The 19,305-nt window shown below is 70.6% G+C and carries 20 protein-coding genes, 2 tRNA genes and 1 pseudogene; 10 read left to right on the top strand and 13 right to left on the bottom strand.

Annotation, left to right across the window (positions count from 1 at the left end):
- Positions 1-4 precede the first annotated feature (4 nt).
- From OG782_RS01260 to OG782_RS01275, 4 genes are all read left to right on the top strand, one after another.
- Complete coding sequence (locus tag OG782_RS01260) at positions 5-739, top strand: class I SAM-dependent DNA methyltransferase (RefSeq protein WP_406447438.1); 735 nt, start codon at positions 5-7, stop codon at positions 737-739.
- Positions 740-776: 37 nt separating this feature from the next.
- A complete protein-coding gene (locus OG782_RS01265) occupies positions 777-1,964 on the top strand; it encodes a cytochrome P450 (protein ID WP_406447439.1) in 1,188 nt (395 codons plus the stop codon).
- 187 nt (positions 1,965-2,151) lie between these two features.
- Positions 2,152-3,285, top strand: coding sequence for a glycosyltransferase family 4 protein (locus tag OG782_RS01270; protein WP_406447441.1), 1,134 nt, complete (start codon positions 2,152-2,154; stop codon positions 3,283-3,285).
- 87 nt (positions 3,286-3,372) lie between these two features.
- Complete coding sequence (locus OG782_RS01275) at positions 3,373-4,356, top strand: NAD-dependent epimerase/dehydratase family protein (protein ID WP_406447442.1); 984 nt, start codon at positions 3,373-3,375, stop codon at positions 4,354-4,356.
- Positions 4,357-4,481: 125 nt separating this feature from the next.
- Here OG782_RS01275 and OG782_RS01280 read toward each other — a convergent pair.
- From OG782_RS01280 to OG782_RS01290, 3 genes are all read right to left on the bottom strand, one after another.
- A tRNA-Met gene (locus tag OG782_RS01280) sits at positions 4,482-4,555 on the bottom strand.
- A 123-nt stretch (positions 4,556-4,678) separates the two neighbouring features.
- Positions 4,679-4,796 (bottom strand) — tRNA-OTHER (locus tag OG782_RS01285).
- A 187-nt stretch (positions 4,797-4,983) separates the two neighbouring features.
- Complete coding sequence (locus OG782_RS01290) at positions 4,984-5,577, bottom strand: TIGR03086 family metal-binding protein (RefSeq protein WP_406447444.1); 594 nt, start codon at positions 5,575-5,577, stop codon at positions 4,984-4,986.
- A gap of 351 nt (positions 5,578-5,928) precedes the next feature.
- On the opposite strand from OG782_RS01290, the gene OG782_RS01295 reads away from it, so the two are divergent.
- Entirely contained in the window at positions 5,929-6,117 is a 189-nt protein-coding gene (locus tag OG782_RS01295; protein ID WP_406447446.1) for a DUF6381 family protein, read from the top strand.
- Between the two features lie 112 nt (positions 6,118-6,229).
- On the opposite strand, the gene OG782_RS01300 is transcribed toward OG782_RS01295, so the two are convergent.
- The 8 genes from OG782_RS01300 to OG782_RS01335 all read right to left on the bottom strand — a co-directional run bounded on the left by OG782_RS01300 (position 6,230) and on the right by OG782_RS01335 (position 12,356).
- Positions 6,230-6,628 (bottom strand): DUF6221 family protein, encoded by a 399-nt coding sequence (locus tag OG782_RS01300; RefSeq protein WP_406447447.1) that lies wholly within the window; start codon positions 6,626-6,628, stop codon positions 6,230-6,232.
- A 204-nt stretch (positions 6,629-6,832) separates the two neighbouring features.
- Entirely contained in the window at positions 6,833-7,279 is a 447-nt protein-coding gene (locus tag OG782_RS01305; protein WP_406447449.1) for a nitroreductase family deazaflavin-dependent oxidoreductase, read from the bottom strand.
- 124 nt (positions 7,280-7,403) lie between these two features.
- Entirely contained in the window at positions 7,404-8,390 is a 987-nt protein-coding gene (locus OG782_RS01310; RefSeq protein ID WP_406447450.1) for an alpha/beta fold hydrolase, read from the bottom strand.
- 195 nt (positions 8,391-8,585) lie between these two features.
- Positions 8,586-9,098, bottom strand: coding sequence for a GNAT family N-acetyltransferase (locus OG782_RS01315; RefSeq protein ID WP_406447451.1), 513 nt, complete (start codon positions 9,096-9,098; stop codon positions 8,586-8,588).
- 175 nt (positions 9,099-9,273) lie between these two features.
- Entirely contained in the window at positions 9,274-9,789 is a 516-nt protein-coding gene (locus tag OG782_RS01320; RefSeq protein WP_406447453.1) for a lytic polysaccharide monooxygenase auxiliary activity family 9 protein, read from the bottom strand.
- Positions 9,790-10,133: 344 nt separating this feature from the next.
- Positions 10,134-10,649, bottom strand: a complete 516-nt coding sequence (locus tag OG782_RS01325) for a DinB family protein (protein ID WP_406447455.1) — start codon at positions 10,647-10,649, stop codon at positions 10,134-10,136.
- A 41-nt stretch (positions 10,650-10,690) separates the two neighbouring features.
- Positions 10,691-11,473 carry a DUF4389 domain-containing protein gene (locus OG782_RS01330; RefSeq protein ID WP_406447457.1) on the bottom strand — a complete coding sequence of 261 codons (783 nt, stop codon included), beginning with the start codon at positions 11,471-11,473 and terminating at the stop codon, positions 10,691-10,693.
- A gap of 121 nt (positions 11,474-11,594) precedes the next feature.
- Complete coding sequence (locus OG782_RS01335; protein ID WP_406447459.1) at positions 11,595-12,356, bottom strand: VanZ family protein; 762 nt, start codon at positions 12,354-12,356, stop codon at positions 11,595-11,597.
- Between the two features lie 127 nt (positions 12,357-12,483).
- Here OG782_RS01335 and OG782_RS01340 point away from each other — a divergent pair, with 127 nt between their 5' ends.
- The 3 genes and pseudogenes from OG782_RS01340 to OG782_RS01350 all read left to right on the top strand — a co-directional run bounded on the left by OG782_RS01340 (position 12,484) and on the right by OG782_RS01350 (position 16,338).
- On the top strand, positions 12,484-14,013 hold the full coding sequence (locus OG782_RS01340; RefSeq protein WP_406447461.1) for an SDR family oxidoreductase: 1,530 nt from the start codon (positions 12,484-12,486) through the stop codon (positions 14,011-14,013).
- A gap of 69 nt (positions 14,014-14,082) precedes the next feature.
- The gene (locus tag OG782_RS01345) at positions 14,083-15,456 is read left to right on the top strand and encodes a cryptochrome/photolyase family protein (RefSeq protein WP_406447463.1); all 1,374 of its coding nucleotides are present in this window, start codon (positions 14,083-14,085) and stop codon (positions 15,454-15,456) included.
- Between the two features lie 167 nt (positions 15,457-15,623).
- Positions 15,624-16,338, top strand: a pseudogene (locus OG782_RS01350) (YoaK family protein).
- An 81-nt stretch (positions 16,339-16,419) separates the two neighbouring features.
- Here the strand turns inward: OG782_RS01350 and OG782_RS01355 are convergent.
- Both OG782_RS01355 and rpmG read right to left on the bottom strand, forming a co-directional pair.
- Positions 16,420-16,689 (bottom strand): type B 50S ribosomal protein L31, encoded by a 270-nt coding sequence (locus tag OG782_RS01355; protein WP_406447465.1) that lies wholly within the window; start codon positions 16,687-16,689, stop codon positions 16,420-16,422.
- 85 nt (positions 16,690-16,774) lie between these two features.
- Entirely contained in the window at positions 16,775-16,939 is a 165-nt protein-coding gene (gene rpmG / locus OG782_RS01360) for a 50S ribosomal protein L33 (protein WP_327713035.1), read from the bottom strand.
- Between the two features lie 209 nt (positions 16,940-17,148).
- On the opposite strand from rpmG, the gene OG782_RS01365 reads away from it, so the two are divergent.
- Together OG782_RS01365 and OG782_RS01370 are read left to right on the top strand one after the other, a co-directional pair.
- Complete coding sequence (locus OG782_RS01365; RefSeq protein WP_406447467.1) at positions 17,149-17,442, top strand: hypothetical protein; 294 nt, start codon at positions 17,149-17,151, stop codon at positions 17,440-17,442.
- 335 nt (positions 17,443-17,777) lie between these two features.
- Positions 17,778-19,238: a PP2C family protein-serine/threonine phosphatase gene (locus tag OG782_RS01370; RefSeq protein WP_406447468.1), complete on the top strand. Its 1,461-nt coding sequence runs from the start codon at positions 17,778-17,780 to the stop codon at positions 19,236-19,238.
- Positions 19,239-19,305: the final 67 nt, after the last annotated feature.

Genomic DNA, 19,305 nt, shown 5'->3' on the forward strand with positions numbered 1-19,305 from the left:
CCCTATGAACGCCGTCCCGGAAAACCAGCCCGGCTATGCCACCGAGTTCGCCGACGACTACGACCGCTGGTTCGCCAAGCCGGGTATCACCGGAGCGACAGTCGCGTCCCTGGCGGCTCTCGCAGGCCGGGGGCCAGTCCTCGAACTCGGCATCGGCACCGGCCGGATAGCCCTGCCGCTACGGGAGCGCGGCATCGAGGTGCACGGTGTCGACGGCTCGGCGGCGATGATCCGGCGGCTGCGCGCCAAGCCCGGCGGAGCCGGGATCCCGGTGGTGATCGGCGACTTCGCCGAGGTCCCGGTCACCATGAGCTTCAGCCTGGTCTACCTGGCGGGCGGCACCTTCGCCGAACTGCCGGACCAGGCCGCCCAGACAAGGTGTTTCGCCAACTCGGCGGCCCGGCTCACAGCGGGCGGTCTCTTCGTGCTGGACGCACACGTGCCCGAGGCTCTGGCGGCGGTGACCGGCCCCGAGACCGTCTCCGAGGGCGATGACCATCTGGTGCTGTGCTACCGCCGGCTCGACCCGTCGGCCCAGCGCTACCGCTCGCACTACGTCATCCACGAGCACGGCCGCACCAGGCACCTACGCGTGGAGTTCCGTTGTGCGACCCCCGCCGAGCTCGACCTGATGGCGAGCCGGGCCGGACTGCGGCTCAAGGAGCGCTGGGGCAGCTGGACCGGCGATCCCTTCACGCGCGACAGCGGCTACCACGTCTCCGTCTACGAACGCCGCTGACCAGCACACCACCACGCACATGATGGAGGAGGGCCGCATGAACCAGGCCGAAGAGATCCAGGCGTTCCCCTTCCCACATCGCGACGGGCTCGACCCGATGCCCGAGTTCGCGGAACTGCGGCGCAGCGCCCCGGTCATCCGGGTCCGGATGCCCAGCGGTGACACCGCGTGGCTGGTGACCCGTCATGCCGACGTCCGCCGAGTCCTGGCAGACCCCTGCTTCAGCCGTGCTCGGGCGACCCGGGGTGAGGGGCCCAGGATCAACCGCACCACCACGCTGCCGGACTCGATCCTCGCCGCCGACCCGCCCGACCACTCCCGGCTGCGCAGGCTCGTCGCGCCCGCGCTCAGCGGGCGCCGGGCGGAAACGATGCGCGGCGAGATCCGGCTGCTGACCGGCCAACTTCTGGCGGGTATGGAGCGGCAGCCACGCCACGCCGATCTCGTCGCGTGCTTCACCAGGCCACTCCCCCTGACCGTGATCTGCGACCTTCTGGGAGCACCCCGGCTCGACGGCGACCAGCTGGACGCCTGGAACGACGCGATGCGGAGCCTGACCGCGATGCCGGATGCCGCGGTGATGGCAGCCGTCGACGAGATGACCGAGTACCTCACCGACCTGGTCGCCGCCAAACGTGCCCATCCCGGCGACGACATGCTGAGCGACCTGATCGCCGCACGTGACGAGGGCGACCGGCTGAGCGAGGGTGAGCTCATCTCGTTCTGCATCGTCCTGCTCGCCGGCGGATACGGCACCACCGCCGACCGTCTCGCCGGCCTGGTCCACCTGCTGCTGGACCGGCCGGAGCGCTACCAGGTGCTGTGCCGCGAGCCGCAGCTGATCCCCAGCGCGGTCGAGGAACTGCTGCGGTACGCCCAGGCCAATGTCGGGGCCAACCTCCGGGTGGCCACTGAGGACGTGGAACTGAGCGGAGTGACGGTCAAGGAGGGTGAGGCGGTGATCGCGCTCACCTCTTCGGCCAACCACGACGAGGGCGTCCACACCGAGCCCGACCTGCTCGATCTCACGCGGGCCGCCCCGGCCCACCTGGCCTTCGGCTACGGCGCCCACTTCTGCGTCGGGGCGCAACTGGCCAGGGTCCAGCTTCAGGAGGCCATCGCCGGTCTGGTGGGCCACTTCCCGGGACTCCGCGCGGCCGGACCGGCGGACTGGAAGCGCGGCCAGATCACCCGGTCCCCGCGCACGCTGCACGTGCGCTGGTGAGACGCGGCCATCCCGCCAAAGGGCCTTGCAGGCCATCGGCCGGATGGACGTCCGTTTCGGGTCCGCGGGAGCCACCGGCTCCGGGGCTCCCGCGGACCCGGCACAGCAACGAGATTCCCACGTCAATCGGGGCCTGACAGCGGCATTCGTGCCGCCCGGGCCCCCGGCGAGCAAGGAGCAGGACGGCATGCGCATTGCATATCTGCACGGCGGCAGCATTCCCTCGTTCTTCGCCAACGGCGTCCACGTCATGCGCATGTGCGACGCGTTCACCGACGCCGGACACGACGTCACCCTCTACTCCATGCCCGGCTCCTATTCGGACGACGACCCGCACGAGTACTACGGTGTCCGGCACCGCTTCCCCATCCAGCTGATCCCCGCCCCCGACGACACACCGGACGGCTACCGCAAACGCGGCGAACAGATCCGTAGCCTGCTGACCGGTGACGACGCCCCCGACCTCATCTACGGGCGCGACCCCTACGCCCTTGCCGCCACCGCCGGCCTCGCCCCCTTCGTGTACGAGGTCCACCAGCTGCGACAGGACCTGCCCACCGGGACCGAACAGGCCCTGCTCAGCCTTCCCGGGCTCGCGCAGGTCGTGGTCGTCACACACGTACTCGCCCACGACCTCCAGGCGGCCTACCGGGGCCTGGGAACACTGCCGATCCGGGTGGCGCCCGACTGTGCCGACCCGCCGGACCCCGGCGCGGTCCTCGACGCACCCAGGCTGCCGGGCCGCCCGGACGCACCGAGGATCGGCTACGTCGGTCACCTCTACGACGGACGCGGCATCGACCTCGTCCTGGACCTCGCCGGCCTGCTCCCCGGCTTCGACTTCCACCTGGTCGGCGGCACCACCGAGGACCGAGCCCGCTGGGAAGCCCCCTGTCCGCATCCCAACGTGTACTTCCACGGGCACCGGCCGCCCGCTGTCCTCCCCGGCTACTTCCCGCTCTTCGACGTGGTCCTCGCACCCCACCAGCCCAAGGTCTACACCTGGGACCGACTCGATGAGATCGGACGCTGGACCTCCCCGATGAAGCTGTTCGAGTACATGTCGCACGGCCGCGCCATCGTCGCCTCGGACCTCCCGGTCCTGCGCGAAGTCCTGGAGGACGGCGTCAACTGCCTGCTGCGCCCGTCCGACCGGCCGCAGGCGTGGGCCGACGCCGTCACCGACCTCGTCGCCGACCGGGCGCTGCGCAGCAGGCTCGGCGACGAGGCCCGGCGTCAGTTCCTGGAGCTCTACACCTGGCGCCGCCGGGCCGACCTGGTCCTCGCGGACCTCCGGCTACCGGGCACTGTGAGCACGTGAGACCCACCGCGACAGGAACAGGACCGATCACACCGGCGTCCGGCGGACGCCCGGGTCGTCAGGTACCAACCAGTTGGGGGGATGCACATGCGGAGAGAGGCGAACCAGGGACCGGCGCCTGCCAGGGTGGTCGTCACGGGCGCCGCCGGCTTCATCGGCTCGCACCTCGTCGAGGCCCTCCTCGCCGACGGGATCACCGTCGTCGGTGTGGACCGCCGTGCCCCCCGTCTCGACCCGGCCGCGGCGGCCAACCTGGGCGCGGTCCTCGGCCATCCGGACTTCACCCTGGTCACCGCCGACCTGCAAAGCTGCGCGCTCACGCCCCTGTTCCAGCAGGCCGACGCGGTCCTCCACTTCGCGGCCCTGCCGGGAGTGCGCGATTCCTGGGGCGAACCATTCGCCGAATACACCGCCTGCAACGTCTTCGCCACCGAACGCGTCCTGTCGGCCTGCGAGGACGCCCACGTTCCCCGCCTCGTCTACGCCTCCTCCTCCAGCGTCTACGGGACAAGGAACGGAGCCACCCACGAGGAGAGCGCACCGCGGCCCGCGTCACCGTACGCGGTCAGCAAGCTCGCCGGAGAGCAACTCTGCCTGGCCCATGCCGGCAAAACCACGTCCACGCTCACCGCGGTGGCGCTGCGTCTGTTCACCGTCTACGGGCCCCGCCAGCGCCCCGACATGCTTATCGGCCGCGCCCTGACGGCGGCACTGGGCGGCCCGGAGCTGAGCCTCTACGGGGACGGCAGCCACGAACGCGACTTCACCTATGTCGGGGACGTGGTCCGCGCCGCCACCACCGCGGCAACCCGTCGGATCGGCACGACCGTCCTCAACGTCGGAGCCGGCGTCAGCACCAGCGTCCTCGATGTGCTCTCCGCCGTCGAGGAGTTGACCGGCCACCCGGTGCCGCTCAAGAGGCTCCCCGCCCAGCCCGGTGACGTGGACGCCACCCTCGCCGACCGCTCCAGGGCGGCAGCCCTCCTGGACTGGAAGCCTCGCACCGCCCTCCTCGAGGGCATCTCCCACCAGCTCCGCCACCTCACGGCCGCCGACCCCCTGCGGCCCTGAAATACGCACCCCACCGAAGCACCAGTGGTCCAGGCGCGCCGATCCCTCAGCCAAGACCCCGAACCCAACAAAAGAACTCCCAGCCCGGACGAATCCGTGCTGGGAGTTCTGTGCACTGCCTTCAGTAGCGGGGACAGGATTTGAACCTGCGACCTCTGGGTTATGAGCCCAGCGAGCTACCGAGCTGCTCCACCCCGCGTCGTTGTGATCCCCACCCTATGCCATCGCGGCAGGCCCCGTGACCAGCCGCCGCCGGGCCGGACCGCGCCGGAGAGGCCGTGGCCGCCTCCGGCTCCGGCCTGCACCGAGCGGCGTGCGGTTGCGCAGCCGACGGGATTCGAACCCGCGGACAGGCAGGGGCAGGTCCGCCCGCACCCCGTCAGTCGTCGCGAGGAAGACCTCCCCACGACGATCGCAATGGGCCGCTCTGCCACGGCTGCGCAACCTGCGGGACTGCGCAGTCCCGCTGCACGGAGCATAGGGGCGACGACCCGCCGTGCACGGACGATCCCCGAGGTGGCGCTTCATGCCGAAGGACGTTGATTCTGGGGCGAGTTGCAGGGGCCCCACAGCCGATCCACGCCCGATCCACGCCGCACCGCACCGCACCGGACCGCACCGGACCGGTCAGGAACTTTCCGGTCCGGAACTCTCCGGCCGGGCGCCCGGCTCGCGCCCCATGAAGGCCACCATCCTGTCGACGGCGGATGCTCCCTCGGCAACGGGCACGATGGGCGCGAACGGCATGCCTTCGCCCCGGAACTTCGGTGGCAGGGTGGCTTCCGCCCGTGCCAGTACTTCCTCGGCCTCCTGCTCGGTGAAGGGAACCGGCTGCCCGGTGGCGACCGCCAGGTCCCAGCCGTGGGTCAGGAACTCGATGACCGTCATGCTGAACACCTGCTCGGCCGGCATCTTCCCTCCCGTGACGCCCACCTGGCCGTCGAATCCGTGCTCCTCCCACCCTGCGACGAGGCCGGCCGCCGCGCTGCGGAACTCGCCGGCGGGGTCCGCCCCGCAGCGGTAGTCCTTCGCGTCACCCTCGTACGACCGGTCGTGACGACCGGCCTCGAACACCTGAAGCCATCCGACGATGTGGTTGACCAGGGCCTCGACGTCGTAGGTGTCGCACGGGGTCGGAAGGCCGAGCTGATCGGTACGTACGCCCTCGACGACATCGCCGGTCTTGGCCAGAACACTCGACAGCAGATCCACATTTCCCATGGCGCGAGCTTAAGGGCTGTCCCGTGATCCCCGGCGGCGCACGACGACAGCTACGGCACCTCGCCGCGTTGTCGGAACGCCCGAATACATCCAGTACGCGGACGTCCCTCCGCCTTGCGATGCACCGCATCTGACGCCGCGCGCTGATCCACCGGGGACTACGGGACAGCCCTTAGGCTCGGTGGCGCCGGGCCGTCTCGGGGTAACGGAACACCGGAGACGCGGGAAGCGCCCGCACGGCACTCAGGGACACCGGATTTCGTAGCGGTGGGTGACCGCTCGAGATGCAGGTGTGCGGACACGCTGATTCGCTGATGGGGTCGGCTCTCCCCCCGAGGTCCAGGAGTGATCATGAGCGTTGCGGATGAAACCGGCGGCCGTGCCGAGCGCATTCGCGCCAAGGCGCAGGAAATGCAGGAGGCCGCCGAGCGTGCCTCCGATCCGCAGGAGCGGCAGCGCCTCGCGGACAAGGCGCGCCGGCTCCAGGAACGGAGTGACCAGGTGACCACCAAGGGCGACGGGAACATGAACCCGCTCTGAACCCGCGTACCTGCCGTCCGGCCGGGCCGGTGCCCCTCGTATCGCGTGGCGGGAGGGGCACCGGCCCGGCCGTGCGGGCGGCGGGTGCGTCCCTGGGCGCCGGGCGGGGACGCTACTGCGTGAACCGGGGCAGCCACTTCACCTGGTAGTCGGGGTGCCCCGCGTGCTCAGCGGCCATCTGCCGGACCACGAAACCCAGCCCGACGGCGCGGCCGGAGGGGAAGTCCCGCTGGGGGCGGTCGACGTCCAGCGCGGCGACCTCCGTGTACTCGTCGAGGAGAACCCGGCTGGTCTCGACGCGCTGGAGGGTGCGCGCGGGATCCTGCAAGGCGATGTGATGGTCGTAGCCGTGCGTCCGGAGGGTGAACGCGATCGCGCCGATCCGGTCGTGGATCTCGCCGGGCACCTCGGCCGGGCACCGCCACCCCTCGCCGCCTGCTGCCCGCGCGACGCGCTCTTCCTCGTCGAGGCGCGCCCGGACGAACGTGATGATGTCGGAGTTGTCTGTCATCTGGCTCTGCATCCTTCCGCTCGGCCCCGCTCCTCAGGGACCGTGCTGGACACTATCCCGCCGCACACGCCAGGTCCCGCCGCCGCTCGCGGGGCGAGACGGCCGGGATCACGCCGCCACCGGGCCTTGGCCGCATTGCGGAGTTCCTGCGCGGCGGGCCGGCGCACGGTGCGGCACCGGCCCGCCCCACGACTGCCTGTGCGCTCAGTGGCCGGATTCGGCCGGCTCCAGTACGAAGACGGGGATCTGCCGGTCCGTCTTCTTCTGGTAGTCGGCGTAGTCGGGAAACGCCTCGACCGCACGCCCCCACCAGAGCGCCTTCTCCTCCCCCGTCACCTCACGGGCGCTCATGTCCCGGCGGACCGGCCCGTCCTGCAGCTCGGCGCGCGGGTCGGCCACGAGGTTGTGATACCAGACCGGATGCTTCGGGGCTCCGCCCTGAGAGGCGACCACCGCATACGCGCCGTCGTGCTCGACGCGCATCAGGGGCGTCTTACGGATCTTCCCGCTCCTGGCGCCCAGAGTCGTCAGGACGATGACCGGCATGCCCCGCATCGTGGTCCCTTCCGTGCCCCCTGAGCTCTCGTACTGGTCGACCTGGTCACGAACCCATTGAGCGGGGCTCGGCTCGTACTCTCCCTGGAGCGGCATCGCGTCTGTCCCATCGTCGGTATCGGGCCGTGTCGCCTCATCGGCCTCGGTCCATCATGACTTCCACGCCCCTGGCCGCCAAGAAAATCCGGCCCGGCCGACGTGTCGCACACAGGCGTCAGCGTCAAAAGCCATGACGGCGGCGGGCGGATGCCACCAGACCGCCGCCGAGGAACACCGCCAGCCCCGCCGCGCAGCCCGTCCCCGCGAGCACCAGTGTTCGCGTTCCCGTCGAGGCGAGCGGCCGGTGCCCGGCGGGCGTGTCACCGGCGGCGGCGAGGACGAGGGCGGTGACCACCGCGGGACGGGACACCATGGCGACGTGCGAGGAGTTCACCTCGATGGTGTGCGAATGGGCGCGGGCGGCCTGGAAGCGCTCCAGCTGCGGGGCGATGACCTTGTCCCGGGTGGCGACCAGGGCCCAGGACGGAATGGTCCGCCAGGCAGCCGCCGTGGCCCGGTCCTCGAACACCGAGGCGCTGATGGGGCGTTGGGACGATGCCATGACAGCGGCGGAGACCCTGGGCCGGTCAGCGGCGACGATGTCGTGGAACCTGGCGTCCTGGACGTACAGGTCGGTGCCCCGGGTTCCGTCGGCGTTACGGACGGGGGTGCGCCTGAGCGCCGTACCGAGTTCGCCGCCCGGGAACCGGGAACTGAGCGGGCCGAGCGCCTCGCCCTTGTCCGGCATGAGCGCCGAGATGTAGACCAGCGCCTTGACCTGGGGGTTTCCGGCTGCCGCGCCGCTGATGACCGCGCCGCCGTAGCCATGGCCGACGAGCACGACCGGACCCGTGATCCGCTTGAGCACGTCCGCCGTTCCGGCGGCGTCGCCGGCGAGCCCGCGCAGCGGATTGGCCGGGGCGACGACGGTGTACCCCCGGCTCTGCAGCCGCTCGGCGACGCCGTTCCAGCTGGACGCGTCGGCGAACGCGCCGTGCACCAGCACGACCGTGGGCCTCGCACCTGTGTCCGCGGCCTGCGTGGCGGGGGCCGCCCCGTCGGCGGCCGCCGGTGCGGCTCCGGCGTACACCACCGCCGTGAGCGCGGTGGCGAGGGCGTATCGGCGGCGCGTACGGCTCTGCGGTCCGAAGAAGGTCGATATGAGCATCGCTGATCCCGACTCTGAAGACACGGTGACGGATTCAGCGTTGCCAGGAATGACTCGTTCGGCGCGGCCCGCAGAGCACGCGGGTGACGGAACCGACCATCCGGGTGTCCCGGAACGGGCGCCCGGCCGGTTCGGGCGGCCGTGCGGCCCCGCCGGGTGCGACCCCGTGCCGGGCCGTGAGCAGCCCGGGCCTGGTCATTCGGTGTCGACGAAGCCCATGGTCCGGTTCATCCCGATGGCGCTCGCGTTCGCCGGATGGTGGAAGGTCTTCATCCGGCTGACACCGCACACGTCGGCGAATCCCATCCCGAACGTCTTCATGGCGATGGAGATACCGCGGCCCCGGTAGGCGGCCCTGACCCCGGTCATCTCGTTGAAGACGAAGTCACGGTGGCGGGAGGTGACCGCCAGGCCGATCCAGTCGTCGCCGTCCAGTGCGATCACGACACCGCGAGGATCGTAGGAGGGCACGTCGAAACGGCGCGCGCAGAATTCCTCGTACGAGAAGAACTCGCCCCGCTCCGGGATGTCGGCGGAACACTCCTTGTTGAGGTCGTACAGGGCGCGCCGGCGCTCCGGTGTGTCACCCAGTTCGGCGAGCGTGGTGAGCGCTATGCCCTCGTCGCGGCACCTGGTCACGTACGCGCCGAACCGGTCCGCGTCGAACGCGGCGGTGTCGAGCTCCAGTTTCACCCACTGCTGAGTCATGCCTTGCCTTCGCCGTTCCCGCACACCGCGCCGTACACCGGCGAAGGGGCCGGACCGCGGTGACGCCGTTGGAGTTCCCACCCTATGCAGGGCGGGAACTCCCCCTCGGACCGGTGCACCCGCGGCGAAGCCGCGTCCCGCTACGGGCGTCCGGCACGGCGGGTGAGGCGTGCCGTCAGCTGACGTTGACGTCGATGCAGGCGTAGAAGGCGTTCGCCGTGTCGGCGATGTTCCAGACCGCGAGGACCTTCTGCTTCCCCGTGAGTCCGCCGAAGTTCACCTGGTGGGTGACGGTGGCTCCGGGCTGGGCGCCGTTGTCGTTGAACTCGGCGATCTTCTGACCGCTCGCAAAGTACTGCCAGGTGCTCGTGGAGTGCCGGGCGGTCAGCACCCACTGGAAGGAGGTGCTCCGGCTCACCGGGGTGACCTGCCACCCCTTGGAGTCGTTGTCGAGCTCGGCGAACCGGCTGTTGCCACCGCTGCAACTGGTCAGCCCCTTGGGGCCTTCGACACTCTGGGGTTCGTACTTGATGTCGCCGCAGCTGACGGTGCCGGCGGCACACTGCGCCTGCCTGCTGGGCGGTGACGAGATGTAGCCGTGGGCACTGGCGGAGCCTGTCGGGAGGGTCAGCGCGAGCACCGGTGCGAGTACGGCGCCGACAACAGCTGCGGTCTTCCTATTCGCGTGCATGCTTCTCCTTCACATGAGGCATCGCTGCACGCGGGCGGACGGTGGGGAGCCCGGGAGCGGCAGTCCAGCCTCTCGAGTGTGGGGCCAAGAGGCGCGAAGGGCACGGCAGTTCCATGGCCGGGAGATCCCTTTGGACCGCGGGCTTCCGGCACCGGCCCTGCACTTGGACTAGACCATACTCATCGAGGCATGAGCGTCAAGGGTGCTGCGAACAAAGGGAGTTGAGCTTGCGGCGTGACCGTATACGGCTATGAGCGCGCGCAGCCGTGGCGGACCGCGCCCCTTGCGGAAAGCCGGGCGGGCCCCGGAGCATGGCGGTGGTGTCCGCCGGCTCCGGGCCTGCCTCACGCCCCGGTGACACCATCCAGGCGCTCGCGCACCAGGTCCGCGTGGCCGATGTGACGCGCGTACTCGCCGATCATGTGGACGTGTACCAGCCGGAGCGAGTAGACATCACCGCCGTGGGTGAAGGTGTCGTCCAGCGAGGCGCCGGCGACGATCTCGTCCGCCAGACGGCACTCCTCGATCAGGCGGGCGTAGTCCTCGGCGGCCCGGGCCGGATCCAGGTCCTCGAAGTCCGCGTCCTTGCCCTTCTCCGGGTCGTACATCGACTCGAGTTCCTGACCGGCGAACCGCTGCCTGAACCAGGTGCGTTCGACCTTGGCCATATGACGTACGAGCCCGAGGAGCGAGAGGTTCGACGGCGGAACGGTTCGCCCGGCGAGCTGCTCACCGGTCAGTCCGGCGCACTTCTGCAGGAGGGTCGAGCGGAACCATCCGAGATATCCGGTGAGCATCTCGCGCTCGCCGGCGACGAGCGATCCGCCCGTGCGTGTGACTTCTGGTGCTGTCCATGTCATCTGTTGATCATGCCTCGGACCAGGTGCTTCGCACGAGCCCTTTACGCCTGCATGTGGTAATCGGTGTCGTCGGACGACGAACCGGTGACGGACGTCGTGATGCCGCCGATGAGCCCGATGACCAGGAAGAGGACCAGCAGCGCCTTGCCCGCGGTGCTCATGACCAGGGGACAGGTGGCGGAGCGCGCCTGCTGCTCCGGTACGGAGAGTGCGTCCTCGCCGAAGAACCCCTTGGGGTAGGCCGGGCTGAGCATCGACAGGTAGGCGGACAGGCGCATGTCGTAGCGCAGCGTGGCCGCGGTCGCCTCGAAGAGCGGGCGCGGCATGCGCCCCAGGATCAGCGTGATCAGCCACCACAGGATCGCCAGGGCGAACCAGCCCGACGTGGCGAGGCTCTGCAGGACAGCGGCGGGGATGACCAGGATCAGCCGGAAGAAGACGGCCGGCCGGTTCAGCTGCGTCGGCCGGACATCGATCCGGACCGGGTAGTCGGTCTGTGGGCTCAGCGCGAACGGCGGATAGCGGTCGACGAGCAGCATGACGCTCGCGCCGACCCTCGTGCGGTAGCCGAGAACTCCGGCGAGAAAGCGGAAGACCGGTTCCGGCAGCCGGCCCAGGACGAGGGCGGCGAACCAGCCGAACACGACGGTGAAGAACGCGGCGATCTCCAGGAAGAAGAGCACGACGAAGTGCGGAATCAGCAGGAGCAGGCGGAACAGGACGGTGAGCCGGCGTTGACGCGCGGGCTCGATGACGTCCAGGACCGGAAGGAACTCGTCCGCGTCGCCCGCCCTTCGCCCGGGGGTCCACTGGGCGTCCGTCATATCGCTCCCCTTCGGCGGGTGATTCCGGGCGCGCTGTGCACGCCCGGCATCCCCTCACGCTCGGCCCCCGGGAAGCCGTCCGCAATCGGCCACGGGCTGATCGGGTGCCCCGCGGCGGGACTCAGCTGCTGCGGAACCGGTTCAGAAGACCCCGGGCCGGGCCGGACTTCGGGACCTTCCGGCTCTTGGCGCCCGCCTTGGGTTGCGCGGTCTGCCCGGACTTCGGGCCGGCCTTCGGTTTCGGTTTCGGCTTCGGTTTCGGCTTGGGTTTCGGCTCCGGCTTGGGTTTCGGCTTGGGCTTGGACTTGGACTTGGGAGTCTGCCCGGGCTTCGGGCCGGAATCCGGTTTCGGCTTCGGATGCGGCTTCGGTCCGTCCTTGGGCTGTTCCGCGAGCACGTGGTAGCGATGGCTCAGCCGGCGGCCCAGCAGCAGATATCCGAGAATCGCGCCGGCCGTGTTGAGAATGACGTCGTCGACGTCGAAGGCCCGTCCCGCTACGAGGGCTCCCTGCACGAGTTCGACGATCGCTATGACCAGCACCGTGAGCAGGACCATGCGCACCATCCGCAGGCGGCGCGGAACAAGAATGGGTAGCAGAATGCCGAACGGCATGCCCAGCAACAGGTTTCCGCCTGCTTGTTTGCAGGCGGCGAGGAAGGTGTAGTCCTCGGCATACTGCCTCAGCGAACGGCCGGGCCGCATATTCGACTTCACCAGATCCTCCGAGGCGGGCGACGGTGTCAGCGTCACCTTCGCCAGCACGACGGAGAATCCGACCATGGCCGCGAAGGCCAGCACCAGAATGGTCACCTGCAGGAGGACACGACCCCATGATCTGGGCCGCGCCCCGTTCCGTGTACCGCTCTGTGTCTCTGCGCTCATGGGCGACAGGTGCCCCGGACCGTTCGGACCACACCTGACGGGCGGGATGACCGAGCACTTCGGAAGGCGCGGCGTGCGGCGGACGGGCACGGTGAACGGAGCAGCACCCACCCGATACGGAGATCACATGCGGAACGAAAGCGCCGAGAAGCCCCTGAGCTGCCTGGTCACGGGCGCCACCGGCTATATCGGGGGCCGCCTGGTCCCGGAACTGCTGGCGGCGGGACACCGGGTGCGTTGCCTGGCCCGCAGCCCCGTGAAACTCCGGGACCACCCGTGGGCCGGTGATGTGGAGATCGTCCAGGGTGATGTCACCGATGCGCGGTCCCTCGCCACGGCGATGCGCGGCATCGACGTGGCCTACTACCTGGTGCATGCGCTGACGACCGGATCGGGTTTCGAGGAGACCGACCGGAGAGCAGCCTCGGTCTTCGCCGGGCAGGCGCGCGCCGAGGGGATCGGCCGGATCGTCTATCTCGGCGGCCTCACCCCTTCCGGCGTACCGGAGAAGGAACTGTCGCCTCATCTGCGCTCACGGGCGGAGGTCGGCCGGATCCTGCTGGCTTCCGGGGTCCCGGTCACGGCGCTGCGGGCGGCGGTCATCATCGGCTCGGGGTCGGCCTCCTTCGAGATGCTGCGCTATCTCACGGAGCGGCTTCCGGTCATGGTGACGCCGAGCTGGGTGTCGACGCGGATCCAGCCGATCGCGGTACGGGATGTGCTGCGCTACCTGGTGGGCAGCGCCCGTATGCCGGGCGACGTGAACCGCGCCTTCGACATCGGCGGGCCCGACGTCCTCACCTACCGGGACATGATGCAGCGGTACGCGGAGGTCGCGGCGCTTCCGCACCGGCTGATCCTGCCCGTTCCGATGCTGACGCCCCGGCTGTCCAGCCACTGGATCGGTCTGGTCACGCCCGTGCCCCGGTCGATCGCACGGCCGCTCGCGGAGTCGCTGCGGTACGAGGTGGTGTGCGGGGAACACGACATCGCGCGGTACGTCCCGGACGGTGCGGGGCAGCCGTTCACGTTCGAGAAGGCGCTCCAGCTGGCCCTTCAGCGCGTCCGGGAGGCCCGGGTCACCACCCGCTGGTCCTCCGCCTCGGTGCCCGGGGTGCCCAGCGACCCGCTGCCCACGGACCCCGGCTGGGCCGGCGGCAGCCTGTACACGGATGTGCGCGAACGTGATGTCGACGCATCGCCCGAAGCCCTCTGGCAGGTCATCGAGGGGATCGGGGGCGAGCACGGCTGGTACTCGTTCCCGTCGGCCTGGGCGGTGCGGGGCTGGCTCGACCGGCTGGTGGGAGGCGTGGGACTGCGCCGCGGGCGACGCGACACCCACCGGCTGCGGGTGGGTGACTCCCTGGACTTCTGGCGCGTCGAGGAGATCGAGCCGGGGCGCCTGCTGCGGCTGCGCGCCGAGATGCGGCTCCCCGGTCTCGCATGGCTGGAGATGTATGCGGAACGCGATGAGCGGGGCCGGGCCCGCTACCGGCAGCGGGCTCTGTTCCATCCGCGCGGGCTGCTCGGCCACGCGTACTGGTGGAGCGTCTCACCGTTCCACGCGATCGTGTTCGGCGGGATGGCCCGCAACGTCGCCCGGGCGGCGGCGGGGGCCGCGTCACCCGGACGGGCGAAAGCTGCGGTGTCGCCCTGAGCGGTGCGTCCACGAGTGGGAGCCGGGGCGGCAGCATGGCACGTCCCCGGCCCCACCAGGAGTTGCGCCATGACCGTAGCGGTCGTTCTCTTCACCGCCGATCTCCGCCTGCACGACCATCCGCCGCTACGGGCCGCGATCGCGTCGGCGGACGAGGTCGTGCCGCTGTTCGTCCGCGACCGTGCGATCGGGGCGGCCGGGTTCGACGCCCCGAACCGGCTCGCCTTCCTCGCCGACTGCCTGCGGGACCTGGATGCCGGGCTGCGTGAGCGGGGCGGCCGCCTGGTGATCCGCTCGGGCGATGTGGTCGAGGAGGTGTGCCGGGTCGCCTCGGGGACCGGTGCCCGGGATGTCCACCTGGCCGCGGGCGTCAGCTCGTACGCCCGGCGACGCGAGGAGCGGCTGCGCACGGCGCTGGAGTCCGGCGGACGGCGGCTGCACGTCCACGACGGTGTGGTCACGGCGGTCGCTCCCGGTGCGGTGACCCCGGCCGCCTCGGACCACTTCGCCGTGTTCACTCCGTACTTCAGGCGCTGGTCCGGAGAACCGGTGCGTGATGTCTTCGGCGCGCCGCGTGCGGTTCGGGTGCCGGACGGCCCGGGTTCCGAGGCGGTGCCGGCCCGTACCGGTGTCTCAGGCGTCTCGGACGGGCTCGCCGAGGGCGGTGAGAGGGTGGCCAGGAAGCGGCTCGCCGACTGGCGGCGCCACGGGCTCACCACGTACGAGGAGCGTCACGACGACCTGCCGGGCGACGCGACGTCCCGGCTCTCGCCGCACCTCCATTTCGGCACGCTGTCGCCTGTCGAACTGGTCCGGCGGGCACGCGCGGCGGGCGGGTCCGGAGCCGACGCGTTCGTCCGGCAGCTGTGCTGGCGCGAGTTCCACCACCAGGTCCTCGCGGCCCGGCCCGCCGCGGCACGGCAGGACTACCGAACCCGCCACGACCACTGGCGGTCCGAGGCGGACGCGGCAACGGACATCGAGGCGTGGCGGCGGGGGCGCACCGGCTACCCGGTGGTCGACGCCGCCATGCGCCAGCTGCGCCACGAGGGCTGGATGCACAACCGCGGACGCCTGCTGACCGCGGGCTTCCTCACCAAGACGCTGTACGTCGACTGGCGCATCGGGGCACGCCACTTCCTGGACCTGCTGGTCGACGGCGACGTCGCCAACAACCAGCTCAACTGGCAGTGGATGGCCGGCACCGGGACGGACAGCCGCCCCAACCGGGTGCTGAACCCGGTGGTGCAGGCCAAGCGGTACGACCCGGACGGCAGCTATGTCCGCCGCTGGGTGCCGGAGCTGGCGTCACTGGCCGGCCCCGCCGTGCACGAGCCGTGGAAGCTCCGCGGCGCGGAGCGCGCCCGCCTGGACTATCCGGATCCGGTGGTGGCACTGGCCGACGGCCTGGCCCGGTTCAGGCGGGCCCGCGGCCTGGAATGAGGCTCACCGGCGGACTCCACAGCTCCCGCCGCGCCGCGCCGCACGCAACGCGGCCCGCCCGGACGGGCGGCGGCGAAGATGCTGATGTGCCGACTCCCCGCTCCGCAGCGTCCACCGTTCCGGCCGGCTCGGGCGGAGCGGGTGATGTGCGCGGCCATGCGGCGCTGTTGCTGCTGTCCGCGGCGTCCGGGGCCGCGGACGCGTTCGTCTTCATCTGTGTGGGCCAGGTCTTCGCGGGCGTGATGACCGGGAATCTGGTCCTGCTGGGCGCCTCGGCCGCAGGAGCCGGCGAGGAAGGTGTCGCCCTGCGTGTGGTCACCGCGCTCCTCTCGTACGGATGCGGGGTGGCCTGGGGGTCGTGGATGGGCCCACTGGTGTGGCGGCGGCTGCCCGTCATGCTGCTCATCGAGGTGGCGCTGCTCGCGGTGGGTGCGGGACTGTGGGCAGGGGATCTGATCACATCGGACGTGGACCGGTTGGGACTGCTGGTACTCATGGGGCTCGCGATGGGGATTCAGGGCCGTATCCGTGCCACGCCGACGAACTACTTCACCGGGACACTGACATCGCTCATCGGCCGGCTGGCCCTGGGGAGGTGGGATCGCGATGACGGCTGGGTCGTCGGCCGGCTCGTCGCCGTGGTCGCGGGCGCGGGACTGTCAGCGCTGGCGGTACGTCTCTGGCCCGCGGCCGGCGCCGTGGCGGCCGCGGCTCTCGCGATGGCCGCACTGGTGGTCGGGGCCGTGGCGCGGCGGGGGTGAACCGGTCCGGGCAGTGGTCTCCCGGGGCAAGGGGAAGCCCCGGCCGGATCGGGGGAATCCAGCCGGGGCAGCTCTGGTGCGGGCGCGCTCAGCGCGTCATCCACACATAGGTGAACGATAAACCATTACCGCCTGTTCCCGGCAATCCGTACCCGGGTCTGTGATCCAGGGCACGGACCGGCAGGCGGACGACGCGGCGGCCTCACGCACCGGCGGAGGACGCCCCCGTGCCGTACCTGCGGTTGAACTGTTCGATCCGGCCCGCCGTGTCCAGCACCTGCCGGGCACCCGTGTAGAACGGGTGGCTCGCCGACGAGGTCTCGACGTCGATGACGGGGTAGCTCCGGCCGTCCTCCCACGTGACCCGCGCCCCGGAGCCGGAGCCGGCGGTCGAGCGGGTGAGGAAGGCCGTCCCCGCGGCGCGGTCGCGGAAGACCACCGGACGGGAGACGGGGTGGATTCGGGACTTCATGAGCGTTCCTTCCTTGTCGCGGGAGAGTGCGGGAGAGGGGAGCGCGCGGCCGGGGCCGCCGCCCCACCGGTTGCGGGCGCGCCGTTCAGCGTTCCTCGCGGAAGAGGACATGCTGACCGGCGGCGGGATCGTACTTGCGCAGCACCAGCCGGTCGGGGTTGTTGCGACGGCTCTTGCGCGTCACATAGCTCTGCCCCGTCCCCGCGGTCGAACGGAGCGTGACTACAGGACGGGTCTCACTGCGGGCCATGGGCACCTCCGGACTCATGGACACTGAACACCGGACTCCTGATGAGAACGGGATTCATTTTCGTTCCGGTGATGTAACGCGAGGGTTCCGGGAGACATTCCCGCCCGGATCCTGCGCATCGGGGACGGCCGACGCCGTCACGCGGGGGCGTCGCGCTCGTTGATCGCTGTGCCCGGCACAGCACAGGACTCCCCCAAGGAATGTGAGCCATGCGCCTGAAGAACACCCTGACCACCTTTGCGGCCACCGCGATGATCGCCGCCTGCACGATGACCGCGGCCGGCCCGGCAGCCGCAGCCGGCGACACCGCGCCCGCATGCGTGGCGCGCGAGGTCATCAAGCAGAACAAGACCGCCTGGACGACCAACAACTGCGGCAGGAACATGCACATCCAGTTGGTCATCGACCACGGGCCCGACAGGCGGTGCTGGACCACGTCACCCGGTGAGACCCTGGAATGGAAGTGGAGGACGGGTTCGTACGGCCGCATCGCCCTGTGCTGACGGCGCGGACCCCGGCGCCACCCCCGCCCGGACCGGTGCCCCTGCCGAGCGCAGGGGCAGCGGCCGCATATGCCCCGGCGCGAGCGGCGCACTCCCGCGCAGGAACGGCGCCCGCAGGCGCACAGCCCGTTGTGCGCGCCGGACGACTTGCACCAACACCCGTGGACAGCAAGGCTGTTCGACGCATCTGAGCTAAAGTCAGCCTCTGGCATATGTCAGATGCAGGAACGCATCGAGTGTTGCCAAACCACTTACGGGCCCTTCACGGCTGTGCGACAGTCGTATTCGGTCCACCCTTCAGACCTGGTTGTACCGCGCCTGTATCGGAGTACGACATGCCGCCCCATCTGTCCGCGGACCGCCCCGCCCCGCAGCCGCCCGAGCGTGACACCGTCGACGCGTTGATCAACCGGACGCGTCGGCTGCGCGGCGATGTGGACGCGGTGCGGGGTGACACCGGCCTCATCGACGAGGACGACGCCCAGATGCGCTGGCAGCGCGCGCTCTGCGACCTGGCGGTCCACCACCTCGACGATCTCGGCGCGCATCTGGGGCAGCTCAAGGAAGGCCTGCTGCCGGAGATCGCCGCACAGTTCGGGTCCGGGGCAGCGCGGACGACGGACCGGGAGGCACCCGGCGAGGAGCCTGCCGGCTCCCTGATCGGCCGGGTGGGCAGCGCCGAGTGGAACCTGCTGACCGACGAGGTCAGCTGGTCCGAGGAGCTGTTCCAGATCTTCGGCCGCAGCACCGAGGCGGGCGCCCTGTCACTGGACGACCTTCCCTCGTTCCTCCTCCCCGAGGACCAGCCCCTCCTCACCGCACTGGTGACGGACTGTCTGGTCGACGGCAAGCCGATAGACGGCGAGTTCCGCATCCTGCGCGCGGACGGGCAGACCCGGACTCTGCACATGATGGGCGAGCCCGTCCTCGACACGGACGGCTGCACGGCCTCCATGTGGGCGGTCCTGCGGGATGTCAGCGCATTGCGGCGCAGCCAGCAGGTGGTGCGCCGCACGCATGACTCGGCCCGCCGCCAGCAGCACATCGCCAGCACCGAGCGCCGGATGGCGGTGGAGCTTCAGGAGGCCGTACTCCCCCCGTGGCGGAGTTCGCTTCGCCTCCCGGAGCAGGGTCCCGGCGCACTGGACATCGCGGCCCACTATCTGCCGTCGGAGTCGAGCGCCCTGATCGGCGGCGGCTGGTACGACGCGATGGAACTGCCGGACGGCAGAACCCTGCTGACCGTCGGTGACCTGACCGGCCACGGCATCCAGGCCACCTCGGCGATGGCGGTGATCCTGGGCGCGCTGCGCGGCATGGCGGTGGCCGGGATCGAGCCCGGGGCGCTGATGGGCCATCTCAACCAGTTACTGGAGACATCGATCCAGCCGGCCCTGGGCAGCGCGGTGTGCTGCCGGTTCGACCCGGCGACCCGCACCCTCGACTGGGCGCAGGCCGGACACCCCGCACCGCTGCTCTTCCGCAACGGCGCCGGGCGCCCGCTTCCCCCGCCGGACGGAGTGCTGCTCGGAGCGGCGTCCGGGGTCACCTACGAGCAGGACGAAGCGCACCTGCTGCCCGGTGATGTGCTGGTTCTGCACACCGACGGCCTGGCCCGGGACAACAACAACGACCACCGCGGTCTGCGCCCGGGCACGGAAGCACTGCTCGGACTCGCACCCCGCTTCGCCGGAGCCCGTACGGCACAGGACTGTGTACGGGCCGTCATCGAGGAGTTCGGCGGCGCCGAGCGACTGGACGACGCATGTGTGCTGATCGCCCGCATCGGGGCGTAGGGCACAGCACAGACACACCGCACGCAGGGGCGCGGGCACACGGAACCCACCATGCGGGTGACGTGGA

Origin of the sequence: Streptomyces sp. NBC_00876 (assembly GCF_045207435.1) — a bacterium.
Lineage (GTDB): Bacteria > Actinomycetota > Actinomycetes > Streptomycetales > Streptomycetaceae > Streptomyces.

What these genes read in the sequence shown, in the direction of transcription:
- OG782_RS01260 (WP_406447438.1), top strand. Translation starts at nt 5, where the DNA reads ATGAACGCCGTCCCGGAAAACCAGCCCGGCTATGCCACCGAGTTCGCC.
- OG782_RS01265 (WP_406447439.1), top strand. Translation starts at nt 777, where the DNA reads ATGAACCAGGCCGAAGAGATCCAGGCGTTCCCCTTCCCACATCGCGAC.
- OG782_RS01270 (WP_406447441.1), top strand. Translation starts at nt 2,152, where the DNA reads ATGCGCATTGCATATCTGCACGGCGGCAGCATTCCCTCGTTCTTCGCC.
- OG782_RS01275 (WP_406447442.1), top strand. Translation starts at nt 3,373, where the DNA reads ATGCGGAGAGAGGCGAACCAGGGACCGGCGCCTGCCAGGGTGGTCGTC.
- OG782_RS01290 (WP_406447444.1), bottom strand. Translation starts at nt 5,577, where the DNA reads ATGGGAAATGTGGATCTGCTGTCGAGTGTTCTGGCCAAGACCGGCGAT.
- OG782_RS01295 (WP_406447446.1), top strand. Translation starts at nt 5,929, where the DNA reads ATGAGCGTTGCGGATGAAACCGGCGGCCGTGCCGAGCGCATTCGCGCC.
- OG782_RS01300 (WP_406447447.1), bottom strand. Translation starts at nt 6,628, where the DNA reads ATGACAGACAACTCCGACATCATCACGTTCGTCCGGGCGCGCCTCGAC.
- OG782_RS01305 (WP_406447449.1), bottom strand. Translation starts at nt 7,279, where the DNA reads ATGCCGCTCCAGGGAGAGTACGAGCCGAGCCCCGCTCAATGGGTTCGT.
- OG782_RS01310 (WP_406447450.1), bottom strand. Translation starts at nt 8,390, where the DNA reads ATGCTCATATCGACCTTCTTCGGACCGCAGAGCCGTACGCGCCGCCGA.
- OG782_RS01315 (WP_406447451.1), bottom strand. Translation starts at nt 9,098, where the DNA reads ATGACTCAGCAGTGGGTGAAACTGGAGCTCGACACCGCCGCGTTCGAC.
- OG782_RS01320 (WP_406447453.1), bottom strand. Translation starts at nt 9,789, where the DNA reads ATGCACGCGAATAGGAAGACCGCAGCTGTTGTCGGCGCCGTACTCGCA.
- OG782_RS01325 (WP_406447455.1), bottom strand. Translation starts at nt 10,649, where the DNA reads ATGACATGGACAGCACCAGAAGTCACACGCACGGGCGGATCGCTCGTC.
- OG782_RS01330 (WP_406447457.1), bottom strand. Translation starts at nt 11,473, where the DNA reads ATGACGGACGCCCAGTGGACCCCCGGGCGAAGGGCGGGCGACGCGGAC.
- OG782_RS01335 (WP_406447459.1), bottom strand. Translation starts at nt 12,356, where the DNA reads ATGAGCGCAGAGACACAGAGCGGTACACGGAACGGGGCGCGGCCCAGA.
- OG782_RS01340 (WP_406447461.1), top strand. Translation starts at nt 12,484, where the DNA reads ATGCGGAACGAAAGCGCCGAGAAGCCCCTGAGCTGCCTGGTCACGGGC.
- OG782_RS01345 (WP_406447463.1), top strand. Translation starts at nt 14,083, where the DNA reads ATGACCGTAGCGGTCGTTCTCTTCACCGCCGATCTCCGCCTGCACGAC.
- OG782_RS01355 (WP_406447465.1), bottom strand. Translation starts at nt 16,689, where the DNA reads ATGAAGTCCCGAATCCACCCCGTCTCCCGTCCGGTGGTCTTCCGCGAC.
- rpmG (WP_327713035.1), bottom strand. Translation starts at nt 16,939, where the DNA reads ATGGCCCGCAGTGAGACCCGTCCTGTAGTCACGCTCCGTTCGACCGCG.
- OG782_RS01365 (WP_406447467.1), top strand. Translation starts at nt 17,149, where the DNA reads ATGCGCCTGAAGAACACCCTGACCACCTTTGCGGCCACCGCGATGATC.
- OG782_RS01370 (WP_406447468.1), top strand. Translation starts at nt 17,778, where the DNA reads ATGCCGCCCCATCTGTCCGCGGACCGCCCCGCCCCGCAGCCGCCCGAG.